Origin of the sequence: Paenibacillus sp. FSL P4-0081, from assembly GCF_000758565.1 — a bacterium.
GTDB classification, from domain to species: domain Bacteria; phylum Bacillota; class Bacilli; order Paenibacillales; family Paenibacillaceae; genus Paenibacillus_AQ; species Paenibacillus_AQ phytohabitans.
On the sequence record NZ_CP009280.1, the window covers coordinates 4,254,779 to 4,270,169 of the forward strand.

The 15,391-nt window shown below is 53.4% G+C and carries 8 protein-coding genes; 7 read left to right on the forward strand and 1 reads right to left on the reverse strand.

Going from position 1 to position 15,391, the window contains the following annotated elements:
• Window positions 1-30 precede the first annotated feature (30 nt).
• Both P40081_RS18190 and P40081_RS18195 read left to right on the forward strand, forming a co-directional pair.
• Window positions 31-2,289 carry a polysaccharide lyase 8 family protein gene (locus P40081_RS18190; RefSeq protein WP_042137415.1) on the forward strand — a complete coding sequence of 753 codons (2,259 nt, stop codon included), beginning with the start codon at window positions 31-33 and terminating at the stop codon, window positions 2,287-2,289.
• A 333-nt stretch (window positions 2,290-2,622) separates the two neighbouring features.
• Window positions 2,623-5,415, forward strand: a complete 2,793-nt coding sequence (locus P40081_RS18195; RefSeq protein WP_052421881.1) for a polysaccharide lyase family 8 super-sandwich domain-containing protein — start codon at window positions 2,623-2,625, stop codon at window positions 5,413-5,415.
• Window positions 5,416-5,815: 400 nt separating this feature from the next.
• Here the strand turns inward: P40081_RS18195 and P40081_RS18200 are convergent, their stop codons facing one another.
• Window positions 5,816-8,125 carry a helix-turn-helix domain-containing protein gene (locus P40081_RS18200; protein ID WP_042137417.1) on the reverse strand — a complete coding sequence of 770 codons (2,310 nt, stop codon included), beginning with the start codon at window positions 8,123-8,125 and terminating at the stop codon, window positions 5,816-5,818.
• A gap of 261 nt (window positions 8,126-8,386) precedes the next feature.
• Here P40081_RS18200 and P40081_RS18205 point away from each other — a divergent pair, with 261 nt between their 5' ends.
• The 5 genes from P40081_RS18205 (at window position 8,387) to P40081_RS18225 (ending at window position 15,385) form a co-directional block, all read left to right on the forward strand.
• Window positions 8,387-9,985 (forward strand): extracellular solute-binding protein, encoded by a 1,599-nt coding sequence (locus P40081_RS18205; RefSeq protein WP_042137420.1) that lies wholly within the window; start codon window positions 8,387-8,389, stop codon window positions 9,983-9,985.
• Window positions 9,986-10,071: 86 nt separating this feature from the next.
• Complete coding sequence (locus P40081_RS18210; protein ID WP_042137421.1) at window positions 10,072-11,043, forward strand: ABC transporter permease; 972 nt, start codon at window positions 10,072-10,074, stop codon at window positions 11,041-11,043.
• The gene (locus P40081_RS18215; RefSeq protein ID WP_039292182.1) at window positions 11,037-11,891 is read left to right on the forward strand and encodes a carbohydrate ABC transporter permease; all 855 of its coding nucleotides are present in this window, start codon (window positions 11,037-11,039) and stop codon (window positions 11,889-11,891) included. The genes P40081_RS18210 and P40081_RS18215 overlap by 7 nt, the downstream gene beginning before the upstream one ends.
• 30 nt (window positions 11,892-11,921) lie before the next feature.
• The gene (locus P40081_RS18220; protein WP_042137424.1) at window positions 11,922-13,991 is read left to right on the forward strand and encodes an MGH1-like glycoside hydrolase domain-containing protein; all 2,070 of its coding nucleotides are present in this window, start codon (window positions 11,922-11,924) and stop codon (window positions 13,989-13,991) included.
• Entirely contained in the window at window positions 13,988-15,385 is a 1,398-nt protein-coding gene (locus P40081_RS18225) for an FAD-dependent oxidoreductase (protein WP_042137426.1), read from the forward strand. The genes P40081_RS18220 and P40081_RS18225 overlap by 4 nt, the downstream gene beginning before the upstream one ends.
• The last annotated feature ends 6 nt before the right edge of the window (window positions 15,386-15,391 follow it).

A 15,391-nucleotide genomic window follows, 5' to 3' on the forward strand; every position in this document is an offset into this window, starting at 1 on the left:
GCGAACCGGTGGCTGAAGGAGAGAATTCCCATGCAGAACTTAAAAAACAAATGGCTGCAATATATCTCGGGAGATACGCTGAGTCATGAATTTCTGCAAAGTGTCAGGCATGATCAGGATACGATGCTCTATCACCAGGAGTTGCTATGGGCTGATGTTCCTTATGCTGAGAACGCTTCGGATGTATTTGTGATCATTGGCCGTTTAAGAGCGATGGCGGTTGCTCTGAAGTCATCACGGTCTGCTTGTTATCTGGACTCTACATTAAGGCAACAGGTGATTTATGGATTGGGATGGCTATATGCACAGAGATACAACGAAAGCTCCCGTCCCTATGGAAACTGGTGGTATTGGGAGATTGGCGTGCCGATAGCTCTGCTGGAAACCCTGCTGCTCATGGAGGAGCTGCCGGATACAGAACTTGTAGAGCGTCTACTCCTCCCCATAGACAAATATGTCGGCGATCCGGCGTTTCATGCACAGTGGTTCGTGGCTAAGGCTCCGCCGTCCACCGGAGCGAATCTGGTCTGGAAGTCTACGGCAGTTGCTCTTGCTGCCGTTATTCAGGGCGACGTGCAGAAGCTGTCCGCCGCCCTTAGTGCGCTGCTTCCGGTATTCAAGAATGTTAGCGAAGGGGACGGCTTCTATGAGGATGGCTCCTTTGTTCAGCATGATAAATACGCGTACACCGGCGGATATGGGGTCTCACTGCTGCAGGATGTGGTCCGCCTGATGGTGTGGCTGCATGATACTCCTTGGGAATTGCCGGGTGAAGCCCGCGATTTGACAGCCAAGTGGATTGAAGATTCCTTTGTGCCCCTTATGTTCAAGGGGTGCCTGCTGGATATGACCAGCGGCAGGGAAATCTCGCGGGCGGATTCGCAGAATCATGAGAGCGGGCATTCGGTGATCACCTCCTGCTTACGCTTCTCGCGCATACTGGATGAAGCGGAGCAGGTACGTCTGCTCTCCAGAGCGAAAGGGTGGATTGTGGCTGACACGTATAAATCCTATACAGCCGGTGCACCGCCGGATACTGCGGCTCAAGCCAAAGCTCTGCTGGACAATGAATTCGTGCAGCCTGCCCGGGAAGAGTCCTTCTGCAAGCTGTTTGCGCATATGGACCGGGCGGTGCTGCAGGGTTCGGGTTTTGCCTACTCCATTAGTATGTTCTCCAGCCGGATCTATAGCTATGAATCTATTAATGGGGAAAATCTAAAGGGCTGGTATACTTCGTATGGCATGGGTCATCTGTATAATAGTGACTTGGGGCAATATGCCGATGCTTACTGGCCGACCGTTGATCCCTGCCGCCTGCCCGGAACTACAGTAACAAACAAGCGTCAGGAGGATGGAGCCGGGCAAGGGCGTTTAAGCAACCGGGATTTTGTCGGTGGGGCCGTTTTTCATAACCAATACGGCGCCATTGCCATGGAATTGGAGGATGTAGTTAACGAGGCCGATGGACTGACAGCGCTCAAAAGCTGGTTTTTGCTCGGAACCCGCATCGTTGCCTTAGGTTCGGATATTAAGAGCCGTAATTCCGCTAAAGTGGAGACGATCATCGATATCCGGAAATTGAAATCGTTGGGAGACCATGCGATTACCGCAGACGGAAGAAGAATCTGCCGGAATCCTGGATATGCCGTGACAGAGACCCTTCACCCCAAATGGATTCATATAGCGGGCGGTGAGCGGGGAGCGGATGTGGGCTTCTTTTTTCCTGAACAATGCCGTGTACATGCCTTGCGTGAACAGCGCCAGGGGAGCTGGAAGGAAATCAACGATGCCGGTTCACCTGAGAAGATGGAACGGTTCTATCAGACGTTGTGGTTCGGTCATGGAGAAGCCCCGGCGGGGGATACCTATGCATATGTGCTTCTACCTGGCTACAGTGAGCAAGAGACTGCTTGTTTCGCTGAGGAACCCAGGGTGAGAATCCTGGAATTGAATGCTCATGTGCATGCGGTTGAAGATTCTGAACTGGGAATTACAGCAGCGCATTTCTGGAAGGCAGGCTGGTATACAAGCGGGGGGATTGCTTGCAGCAGTCAAGCCTCCATTGTGCTGCAAAGGAATCCGGCAGGCTGGAGCCTGGCTATAGCCGATCCGACACAAAGGCAGCGCAGTCTGATCGAAATCAGGATTGAATTCAATCACCCTGGTACCCGAGTGATGAACAAGTCAGACCGGATAACGGTAGAACACAGTGAAACCGGCAAGGTGAGACTGTGGTTTGACCCGGATGGTGCCGGGGGAGCCTCGTTTCACGTTGAGCTTGGGACCTAGCGAATCTATGAAATGTATTGGCCGCCAGAGTTGCGGCTTTCTTCTTAAAGAATGAGAGGGTGAAATCAGGGGCACCAGCGCCTTTATTCCGCCCGAAGCGGGCTAAATGGGGAAATGAAAGGTAACCTTTCAAGATCGCTCGAAATTTCATACCTTTTCTCGAATTCACATAGTTTCTTTAGCTGTCATTCCATATCATACTATTAAATGTAAGCGCTTCATCGTAAGGCGGAATTACAGGCGCGGTAAAGAAAGAATTATGTCGGGAAAAAGAAGTGTTTGGATTACGAAAACGAAGCAAACGAAGCAATGGATGAAAAAGGAGGATTATGGATGAGAAGAATGCTATTGAAAAGCTGCATGATTATGTTAATTCTGCTCCTGACTGTCGGCAGCTTTGAAGGAATAATGGGTATGCAGCGTGCCCGCGCAGCGGATGAATTCGACGGAATGAGGGAGCACCGCAAGGTTATGCTGACCGGAGGAGCCTCCCTGAATACTGCGGATACGGATATAGCCGCTGCAATTACCAGGCTGACCACTGAAGCGAATGGTTATTGGCAGACAATGAATACCTCGCCCAGCCGTACCTATCTGTGGAGCGATAATCCCGGCACCGGGAATTCGATTCACATCCGGGTGACCTATGAACATCTATACACCATGGCGCTCGCTTATGCCACCACTGGTTCGGCGTTGTACCAGGATAGTCAGCTTGAGACCGACATCGTTGCTGCACTCGATTATATGTATGCAACCAGATACCATGAGGCGGTAACGACGACCGCCAGCGGAACCAGCAATTGGTGGGATTGGCAGATCGGCATACCGATGCAGCTGAACGATACAGCAGTGCTGATGTATGACTCCCTAAGTCCGGCTCAAATTACGAATTATATGAAAGCCGTGGAACGTTTCTCGCCAACCGTCACCTTAACAGGAGCCAACCGCTCGTGGAAAGCGATCGTCGTAGGCGTTCGGGGAATCCTCGTCAAAGATGGTGCCAAGATTGCCGCTGCGCGTGACGGGCTATCTTCGATTTTTAATTACACGGTTAGCGGAGACGGCTTCTATCGAGATGGTTCATTCATTCAGCATGGCAATATCCCCTATACCGGAGGGTATGGACTCAGTCTGCTGCTGGCTGTAAGCGATCTGATGGGAATGCTCCACGGTTCAACATGGCAGGTCACCGATCCTAACCAGTCCAATGTCTGGGATTGGGTATACAACACCTATCAGCCGCTGATGTACAAAGGCGCCATGATGGATATGGTTCGCGGCAGGGAAATCTCCAGAAATTACAGTCAGGATCATGACGCGGGACATACAGCGATGCAAGGTATCCTGCTGTTGTCCGGGATCGCGCCGCCCGCACAAGCGGCTGACTTCAAGCAGATGCTTAAGGGCTGGATAATGTCGGATACCTTCAAGTCCTTCTATTCCAGTGCACCGATCCCATCCATCGTACTGGCCAAGAGCATAAGCGCGGACCCGTTGATTGAGCCGGCGGAAGAGCTTAAGGTCTATAAGCAGTTCTCGGCGATGGACCGGGCAGTCCAGCACCGGCCTGAATATAGCATCGGACTTGCTATGTATTCGAAGCGCATCAGCAGCTTTGAAGCGATCAACAGCGAGAACGCCAAAGCCTGGTACACCTCAGCCGGGATGACCAGCTTGTATAACAGCGATCTCGGACAATACAGCAATGATTTCTGGCCAACCGTCGATAATTACCGCCTGCCGGGAACAACCGTGTTGTCCCAGACCCCGTCAAGCAGCCATACCAGTGCAAATACGTGGACTGGCGGCACCGACATTCAGAACTTATACGGCAGCTCAGGTATGGATTTGCAGTATGCGGATCATACGCTTGGCGCCCGGAAATCCTGGTTCATGTTTGACGGCGAAATCGTCTCCCTGGGTGCAGGCATCACCAGCACGGACAATATTGCCGTTGAAACCATCGTGGAGAACCGGAAGCTGAACACGGCGGGCAGTAATACACTCACTGTGAATGGCGAAGTACAGCCTTCAGCTTTGGGGTGGTCGGATACCCTAGACCAGGTAGACTGGGCTCACCTGTCCGGTAGCACAGCTGGTGCCGATACCGGATATTATTTTCCCCAGAATGTATCGCTTACCGCCAAGAGAGAGGCCAGAACAGGGAACTGGAAGCAGATCAACCCACGTCCGGTAACCCCGTCCACACCGATAACCCGCAATTATATGACCTTATGGCTGAATCATGGCGTGAATCCGGGTGGCGGGGAATATCAATATGTCCTGCTGCCGGGCAAGACCGCTGCTCAAGTGGCTGCTTATGCCGCAGCGCCTGATATTGAAGTGCTGTCAAACTCCTCCTCTGTTCAAGCGGTAAAAGAAACGAAGCTGGGCATCATTGGGGCGAATTTCTGGGAAGATGGGGCCAGCTCCGTCGATCTGATCTCAGTGAACAAGAAAGCATCAGTGATGACCAGAGAAGCCGAAGATGGCACTTTGGAACTATCGGTCAGCGATCCGACACAGTTAAATACCGGTGTTATTGAGGTTGAACTGGACCGTTCGGCAAGCGGATATACTGCGGACCCCGGAATTACAGTGACGCAGCTCAGCCCGACCATCAAATTAACAGTCAATGTCAACGCAGCCAAAGGCAAGACGTTCAAGGCCTCCTTTGAACCGGGCAGCGGTACGCCGCCACCCCTCCCTGGAGAAGAGGTTATTGTGGACAATAATGACACCACAGGTGTGCTAAAGACGGGAAGCTGGAAGACCTCTGCGGTACAGACAGACCGGTACGGAATCAACTATGTACATGATGACAACAGCGGCAAAGGCAGCAAAAGTATTACGTATACACCCGAGTTGCCCGTCACCGCCACTTATAGCGTCTATATGATGTGGCCGGAGCATTTTAACCGCTCCACTGCGATCCCAATTGAAGTCGTTCATGCCGGCGGGACGGCAACACTTACCATAGACCAGACCTCAAACGGCGGGGTATGGAACTTAATCGGAACGTACACCTTCACTGCCGGCACCTCCGGCAGTGTGACGATCCGCAATAACGGAACCAGCGGATATGTTGCTGCCGATGCGGTCAGATTTGTGCGTAACCCGTAACTGGCAGCTAAGTGAATAAAGGTTGCATCAAGAGACACTAACGGGAAAGGAGAATTTATTTGAAGCAATCCGCCAGATGGGCAGGTAAAAGCTGGGCCACGCTTGGAGACAGCATCAGCGCGGCGGGTGGCTATCAGCCGCTGGGAGCATTGAAGGCGGGACATTCATACCTTTCGCGGTGGCTACGCCACATTGATTGATTACCCGGTTAACCCTGGATTATTTCACCCTCGACGGTCTTCACCCGAACGCGGCTGGCTTTCAGCGGATTGCAGGGCTGGCTGTTCCTTTTCTGGAGCGGCTTTGAGCCGTGTATAGATAACAGCATTGTCGGACAAGAACATATACGCACAGAAAGCCGCCCATCCGGCGGCTTTCTGTGTTTTCAGAGAGGTTTCAATCAGGAATTCAAATGCAGCTGCCGGTATTCCGTCGGCGTCATGCCATAGTATTTCTTGAAATTGCGCAGAAAGCTGGAGAAGTTGGTGTAGCCGACCTGCTCGGCAATATCATTCAGCTTCATGGGGGTTTCTAGCAGCAGCCGGTGGGCGGCCTTCATGCGTACTTCAATCAGATAGTCGACAAAATTGCTGAAGGTATATTCCTTGAACAGCTTGCTTAAATAATTGGGGCTGATGCTGAACCGGTCAGCCAAATAATTAACGGAAATGTCGCTCTGGGCATAGTGCTCTGTGATATAAGAGAGAACGCTTTCAATCAATTCGCCGCTTTTTTTCTTACTGCTACGTTTCTCCTGCAGAGACTGAATCAGTTCGGTCATCAGCGAGCTTAGAACCATCCGCATCTCGTACAATGTCTCACATTGCTGAAGGCGTATGAACACCACTTCATGCTCCGTCTGAAATTGTTCATTCAGGCTGGAGTCAGCTGCGGTCCGCAGCGCTTTTAGAATGACCTGCAGGCAGAGCTGGACCATCATCTCTTTGGACAGATTGCATCGCGCCGCCCGTTTGAACAGCTCCTCCAGCACGATTCCGGTTTTCTCCGCGTTCACCTGCTTGACCGTTTCCTGCACAGCATCAACGGACTCAAAGACCTCAAGCAGCCTGCCGCTGTCCCATGCACCAACATCGTTTGAGGTGATGAGCGCATTATGTCCCATGAGGATTTTACAGGAAATCAGCCCTGCCGACTCCAGATAAGACTTGCGGATATCTTGAAAATGATCATAATACTCACCCATGCTGACGGAAATCGTCCGTCTGAACTGCACCTCAACATAGGCCATGAAATCCTCTCCGAATGATCTGGCTTCCATTGTATTCTCCGCACGACCTGCATCCCTGAAGCTCAGAATCATTACCGCCTGATCATCGTTCATCTGAATCGCAGCCCCTTTGACCTTGTCCTGCCGGGAGCGGATCATCTCTTCAGCTACATTACACAGCGCGTACAGGTACAGATTCATGTCTCCAACCTTCTCCAGCATAGCCTTATTATCGAATTCAATGGTGAGGACGATATAATGCTGCGGATACAATTCAATGCCCACATGATTAAGCATAGGCTCAGCGGAGGCGAATTTCGTCCGGTTGCCGGTCAGAATATCGAACATAATCTGCAGCTTCAGCGCCGGAATGCTCTCGTGGAGCTTCTTTTCTGCATTGGAATAACCGGTGAATACCTGCTCTATTCTGTTATGCAGATCATTATAGGAGAGTGCCTGTGAAGAAGGTAAGCTCTGGAAACCAGAGGGAGTGCGCACAGTAATCTCCTCCAGCCTTGCAATGAAAAACTCCATGGGAGCAAACCAGCGGTGATTGACGAAGCGGCTTGCGGAAACCGCGATGACAACCATCAGCACGGCCATGGCGATCAGAATATAGCGCACTGTAAGCGAAAGCGTACTGAGCTGCTGCTGGGATACGATGTAAATCAGCTTCCAGCCGGTATAAGCAGAGTTATCGTAGAATACGAGATTTTTCCCGGTGGCTGTTTTCTCTACCACGTACCCCCGCCCTTCGCGTGCAAGTACCCGGGAAGCGTAGCTGTTGTCCAGAATGCTCTGATGAATCAGCTTGGGGTCCTTATGGGACAGCACATTCCCGTTCCGGTCGACCAGAAATACATTGTAGCTGTCGCTGAATTGCAGATCGCCGAACATCTTCGAGATACTCTTTTCATTAATTCGCGTGACCATTACACCGCTTCTGTCTTTGGGTCCGGCGGTAAAAGGGTAATTGCGGACAAGCAGGAAATCGCTGCTCTCTGCTGCCGGAGGAGAGGCATTCCATTTGCCGGTCTTGCCGCTGCCGGTGAAGGACTTGATCCAGCCCATGGAAGGCGCTGATTCCAGCGGGTAATAGTCGGAAGCAGAGAGGAGCTTGCCGCTTTTCTCCGAATACAGATAGATCGCCTTCATATTAAAATTGGCTGCGAGATTGTTGCCCAGCTGATCCTGGAGCATAGAGAGGCCCAGTAAATGCTGTGCAGAATCCGGACCGGAGTCCTCAAAAAAAGACCGGGTATCATTACTCCGCAGCAGATTGATGGTGGTCAAATCGATTTCCTGAAGTGTGCTGTCTACCCGTTTGCTGATCTGGCTCAGCACATTCTGATTCGAACCAATCACCTGCCTTTCTAACTGGCGGATAGAGCTGATATAGCTGATCGCCACTGTCATCAGGATAATCAGGATGAATAATGCGGTATACATGAGCTGTACTTTGGCTGAAATTCTTCTCTTCACTTGCTATCGCTCCTTAACCGGCGGATGTTCACTTCATTATATGACATAATGCAGCGGTAAGCGGGTGTCACTTTCCATTATGATGTAGCGTTATCTACAAATATCCGGAGGATAGCGGGAGATGAGAGTTCATTGTAGGTTCTGCAACTATTCAGTCTGCCGGATAGCCCGCTATAGTTAGGTGGAGGCCAGGCGCCAGGCTTCACCGTCTTAGCAAGACATGATCTGCCCAACATCACAAGTCCATTGGAGGTCAAAAGAATGTACAGAAACAGAAAGCTCACCCCCGCGCTTCTCGCGGTGCTGCTGTTAGGAACGGCGGCGTTGTCCGCATGCGGCAACAGTAACGGAAACGCCGGCACGTCCGCAGAGCCATCCCCGGCCGCTGCCTCACAGGCGCCAAGCGCAGATCCCTATGCTTCGCTGCCCAAGGAAATATCCGGCTCCATTTATGACAGGGGGCAGGTGGCAACGGGAGAAGGCTCTTATGAAGAGAACCGCTGGACAAAGTATATCAATGAGAATTCCGGAGTGAAGGTGAATTGGGTGCCGATTCCGCGCAATCAGGAGGCGGATAAATTCAATGTGCTGATTGCTTCCGATCAGGCGCCGGATATGATGACTACCTTCAACCGCGACTTTATTGTCCGCTGGGCCGATGAAGGAGCCATTCAACCGCTGGATGAGTATATCGACAAGTACAGCACCAGCTACAAAAAATATCTGCAGGAGCATCCCGAGCTGAAGCCGTACCTGACGCTGGATGACGGTAAAATCTATGCCATCGCCAGCATGCGGCCTGCCCGTGCCAATACCGCCATCTTCATCCGGCAGGACTGGCTGGATAAACTTGGACTGGCTATGCCGACTTCAGTGGATGAGCTGGTGGAGGTCGCCAAAGCCTTCCGGGACAATGACCCTGACGGCAACGGTGCGGCCGATACCATTCCTATGGCGATGTCAACGGCCTATACGGCGATTACCGACGACTGGTATATGGCGCGCAGTGCGGCCTGGTTCGTGGAGGACGGGAAGCTCACCCAGAGTTTCTTCACCGAACGGTATAAAGACGCACTTGCTTTCCGCCAGCTTGCTTACCATGAGAGTCTCGTTGACAAGGAATTTGCGACAGATAAGGAATTTTCGCGGCAGAAGCAGCTGTGGACAACGGGTCGCTCCGGCATCTATTTCAGTAACCTGAACATGGACAATACCATTACCGAGCTGCGGAAAAATAATCCGGAGGCCACACTGGCCGCAGTTCCGCCTCTGTCCACGAAATACGGAACGAATGGCTATGAGGTCGAAGTCCCTAACCATCTGCTGACCGCTTTTAACAAAAACATGAAAAATCCGCAGGCCGCGATGGAATTTATCGACTGGATGCTGGATTCAGGCTGGGAGCCGCTGACCTATGGAACTGAAGGCGTACATTATCAGCTGAAGGACAGCATTCCGGTCACAACCGATTTTGACAAATGGAAGACGGAGGTCGGCTATGCTTCGGAATACCGGCTGGTTCAGCAGGAGCAGCAGACGCCGGAATATTTGGTCACCCGGGCAGGGGACAGCAAGGATGATCAGGATATGGCTGCCCTCAAAAGTACGATTATTAAGAACAGTGAGACCTATACCTTCCGCAAGGATCTGCCATATATCCCGCCAGTTGCGGAATACGCCTCCATCGCCGGCCAGTTTGAAACCAAATGGAAGGAAATCAACACCCGTATGGCGATGAGCAATCAGACACCGGATGAAGCGGTCGAAGAGCTGCGCCAAGCCTGGAACAGCCTGGACGGAGACAGTGTAACCGCCAAGGTTCAGGCCTGGTACGACGCGAACAAAGACAAGCTGAAGTAACCCATACGATTCTTGGATATAAGGGAGCTGCGGAATGAACGCTATTCCAGGCTCCCGAAATTTATAGAGGAGTGAGAAAGAGCTATATGCCAAAAACATTGCACCAGCCCTCCGGTCCGGCGGCCATACGCTCCAAAAGCCTGAAAAAGCCGGGGCGGGGCCTGCTATTTTATCTCTACCGGGACCGTTATCTGTACTTGTTCCTTATTCCGGCCATGTCCTATTTCTTCCTGTTCAAATTTGTCACCCTGTACGGCGAGCTGATCGCCTTCAAGGATTTCCGCCTGCTGGACGGAGTTTGGGGCAGCCCCTGGGTGGGGCTTAAGCATTTTCATACCTTGTTTGGAAGCTCAGACTTCTGGAATGTGCTGCGCAACACCCTGCTGCTGAATTTATACAATCTTGTTTTTGCCTTCCCGGCTCCGATCCTGCTGGCCCTGCTGCTGAATGAGCTGCGGGTGAACTGGTTCAAGCGGGCTGTGCAGAACATGCTGTATTTGCCTTTTTTCATCTCATGGGTAGTTCTGGCGGGGATCATTGTCTCCTTGCTGTCACCTTCCACCGGAGTAGTGAACGCGGCCCTGCGCCTGTTCGGGATTGATCCGGTTTACTTCATGACCAGCACCTTTTGGTGGCCTGTGGTGTTCATTGTCTCCACCATCTGGCAAAGCGCGGGCTGGGGTACGATTATCTATATGGCCGCCATCTCATCTATTGACCCCGGCTTATACGAAGCGGCCAAAATCGACGGAGCCACCAAGCTGCGCCAGATCTGGCATATTACGCTGCCGGGTATCCGCGGGACCATTGGTGTCCTGCTGGTTCTGCAGATGGGGAAGATGATGGATGTGGGCTTCGAGCATATCTTTAATCTGCAGAATGCCGCTGTCTTCAGTGTATCCGATGTCATCAGCACGTTCGTGTACCGCACAGGGCTGCAGAACGCGCAATACAGTCTGGCAACGGCTGTGGGATTATTTCAGGCGCTGATCGGGCTGATTCTGGTGCTGACGGTCAACAAAATTGTGAAAAAGCTGGGAGAAGGCGGATTATGGTAAACCGACTGAAAAGTATGCCGCTGTATTTGTTTCTGGCCCTGTGTGCGTTCATAACGGTATTTCCGATTCTGAATATTCTGGCGATGTCGCTGAGCAGCAGCCGGGCGATCATCTCGGGCGAAGTGGTATTGTGGCCGGTAGAAATTACCGTTCAGGCCTATAAACAGCTGTTCATCGACGGGCAGCTGCTCATCGCTCTCAAGAATACAGTGATCATCACAGCCGTAGGTACTGTACTCCAGATGATTGCAACTACGCTGGCCGCATACACGCTTTCGAAGCGGAGATTGAAAGGACGGCAGATCTTTACGTTTATGGTGATGTTCAGCATGCTGTTCGGTACCGGGCTGATCCCGCTGTTCCTGCTGGTTAAGCAGCTGCACCTGATCAATACCTTCTGGGCGATCTGGCTGCCCGGGCTGGTAAGTGCTTACAATCTGTTTGTGATGAAATCATTTTTTGAAGGCCTGCCGGCCGAGCTGGAAGAATCAGCGACGATTGACGGCGCAACGGATCTGACGGTGTTCTTCAAGCTGACGCTGCCTTTATCCAAGCCCATCTTGGCTGCGATTTCGCTGTTCTATGCGGTTGCTCTGTGGAACACCTATTCCAATGCCTTGTATTTCATCAGCAAATCGCAGCTGCTGCCTGTAACAGTCAAGCTGTACCAGATGCTGCAGACGCCGATTGATTCCCTGCTTGCAGGCGGGGATTCCTCCCAATACATCCAGCCGGAGGGGCTGAAGGCCGCGGCGATCATCATCACGGTGCTGCCAATCCTCTGCGTTTATCCTTTTTTGCAAAAGCATTTTATCAAAGGGGTTCTGCTGGGCTCGGTGAAGGGCTGAAGTGCAGAATTCCATTTCCGGAGGGAACACATGAAGGTGACTACAAACTATACACTCGGTTCATTTGCGTTTGATTTACGGAAAAGTCTGGCCCCCCCGGAACATCTATGGGTGTGCAGCGGCTATAGTACAGTTGCGCCTTCCGCGCGAACGGTCTGCGGCGTTCAAGGCTGCTATTCACCGCCTTTTGCCGCCAAGGATCTGGGCGTAAAACTTCATATAACAGCGGACGGACATCCTGTCCGGGATAACGGAGACTTAGGCAAGGGGGACTGTGGCGTACTGTATGCGAAGGGCGTATGGCAGCCCGATCAGATCAAAAGACAAGGAACATACCATCATCTGGTGGACGGAAACCTGTTATCACTGGCGGTGTCCAGTGAATTGACGCCTCTGACGGATACCCATGGCTTCCTCCTGACTCAGCGGATCAAGAACCGCAGTCTTAGAACGGTAACGGTTGCTGTTCTACCGGAGCTGGTGCCGGGAAGCCCGGCCATGGTTCCGCTGGACGATTGGGACTATGGAGCACCGCTGACCTCTGCCGGTCCTGCGCTGCAGATTGAGGAAGGAATCTGGGAGAACGAACAGGTCCGTATTACCCTGCTTCGGGAAGGGGATCGGGAGCTGAGCCTTGGAGAAGGGGAGGAGGTCGTGTTCCGGATGGCTGCGGTTCTGACTCCTGCCGGACAAGAGTTCCGTTGGGAAGAAGGGCAGACCCTGAAAGAGCTGGGGGGGCGGACAACCGTAGTCTGGGAACGCCGGCTTGAGGAAGCCTGCCGTGAATTGCCGGTGCTGCAATCGGATATTCCGGGTCTGGAAGACTATTACCGCCGCTCATTGATCAGCGGGATGGTCTGTCTGTGGGAGAACCCGGAATTCGCCATTCAGCCTTTTCCCGCCGTCTCCGGCCTGGAAGGTGCAGGGATCTGCTGTTATCCATGGGATGCGGGGGGATACGGTGCAAGAACGCTGGCGCTGATGCTGGGGAAGGACAAAGCGGCAGAGCTGGCTAGTCTGATGGCAGCCAGCGGCATTGAACGGCACTCCCGGTTTGCCCCCAGCGGACAAGGCGCCCATGTGCCCTACTCATATAGCTTATGGTCGTTTCTGAACTTTGCCTGGTCGATCTTTGTGCTGCATGGGGGAGAGGCAGAGCTGTTCCCGACCATGCGGACGCTGGCCTTATATGACGATAGCCGGTTGCCGGAGTGGAATGAGCTGCTGGATTACGGCCTTCAACCGAACCTGCTGGAAATGCGGGGTGCAGGCTATGAACATATCGTAGCCAGTCCGAATGCCGAGCGGGCATGGAGTTATGACCGCTTAGCCGATCTGGCGCAGCATCTGGATCTGGCGGCGGATCAGCCCGCACAGGAATGGCGGGACAAGGCGGAGCGTATCCGCCAGTCGATCCGCACCCATCTGTGGGATGAGGACAAAGCCTGGTTCAAGGCCATTTATCCCGAAGGCCATGCGGAATGGATCTATTCGATTCAATATTATGACGCGCTGCGCTTCGGTGCCTGCACCGAGGAGATGAAGCAGGGAATGTTCGCACAGGTTAGGGATGGGGCATTTCTCGGCAAATACGGCGTGAGCAGTATCTCGGCCGAAGATGAGCTCCATTATGAGCAGAATGATCCGGACTGGTCGGGAGGCGGGGCTTATACCGGGGATGGGCCGATGCTGGCGCTGACATTGTGGGAATCCGGACGCGATGAGCTGGCGTGGGATACACTGAAGCGCCACTTCTGGATGGGGCAGCATCTGCCGTATTATCCGCAGGAGCATTACTGTGACCGCCCGGCTGTACCCGTGCATAAGCGGGCGAATGTGGTCGCAGGCTTGGCTGGCGCGGAAGCAATACTGTTTGGCCTGGCCGGTCTCGATCCCCGCCTGGACGGCAGCTTATGGATTCATCCCCGCCCGCCCGCTGAAGGAAGGGTCTCTCTTTCCGGTTTCGTTTTCCGGGGGCATATCATTGATGTGCGGATGAGCCCGGAATGGTGCGAGATCATCTGCGATGACAAGGTAATCTACAGCGGTTTCCCCAGCCTCCGTGAGGTTGTTCAGTCCACCGGGAGCCGGAGGAATTGAAGAGAGAGAAGGGAGCGGACGCTATGAAGGGAAACTGGAATTTCGAGCTTGTGGTGGTAGGAGCAGGAGTCGGCGGGATCAGCGCAGCCCTGGCTGCTGCGAGGTTGTTCCGGCGGGTGCTGCTGATTGAGGCGGGGCCTGAAGTCGGCGGCACCGGCGTCTTCTCCAGCGTCTCGCTGATCTGCAATTTCCGCGACAGTATGGGACGACCGGTTACAAGCGGCATTCACCGCGAGCTGTTCCCGGCGGCGTATACCCATTACAACGAACAGCGGGTGCCTACCTATGATGAGCAGTCTCTGAAGTCCACCTATCAGCAGCTCCTGGAAGCTGAGCCAACGCTAACCGTGTGGACCGGGTGCTCGGTGAATGAGGTTGATGTGGAGAAGGGTCGGATTCAGCGACTTCACCTTCAGGGCAATCAGGCTGGAACGGTTGGCGCAGAGGTGTTTCTGGATGCCACAGCGGACGGTAATCTGTCCGCAATGGCAGGGATGCAGTACGAAATCGGCCGTGAAGGTGACGGCAAGCTGCAATCAGCCACCGCCACCTTTCGTGTGAGCGGCTTCGATCCCATGAAGCTGAAGAATCCGGATATCCAGACCTGGCAGGCGATCCATTCCCTGCGGCTTGAGCTGCTGCCGTATTATCAGGAGCTTAAGGACAAGGGGGAGACCGCCAATTCAAGGCAGAGCATCACCTGCTTTCCTTATCCGGACGGCAAGTCGCTGCTCTTCAACTCCACCTCTGTGCTGGGAGTGGACCCAACCCGTCCCGAATCAGTAAGCCGGGGTATGGAGGAGGGTACCCGGCAAGCCAATGAATTGTTCGGGGCCATCTGCGGGCATCCGGCATTCCGGCAGGCCAAGCTGGATTATATTGCACCGCGTCTCGGTGTCAGGGAAGGCCGGCGGATCACTGGTGAGTATGTCCTGACAGCCGAAGATTGCCTGAACAACCGGCATTTCGGGGATATGATTGCAGCATGCGCCTACTCACTGGACATTCACAGCCCGGATGGAGGAGCGACCCGGCTGGAGCGCATTCCCGGGGACGGATATTATCATATTCCTTATCGTTCACTGATCCCCTTGGGCTGCTCCAATCTCCTGCTCGCCTCCCGCTGCATCAGCGGAACCCATGAGGCGCACAGCTCTTACCGGATCATGGCGTCGGTCAGCGCCATCGGTGAAGCGGCGGGGGTTGCTGCCTCGCTGGCCGTGATTCAGGGGAAGGCGGATGTAAGGGAGGTGATGCCTGCACATATCCGTTATGTGCTGCAGCTGCGGGGGCAATTCACAGAAGGTGAAGTGGAGCGGATTCCGCTTCCGGCCAGTCCGCAGCAGGAACAGCCTGGATCATTGGAACCGAACTTCAAGTCAAGTCATGACTGACCATTC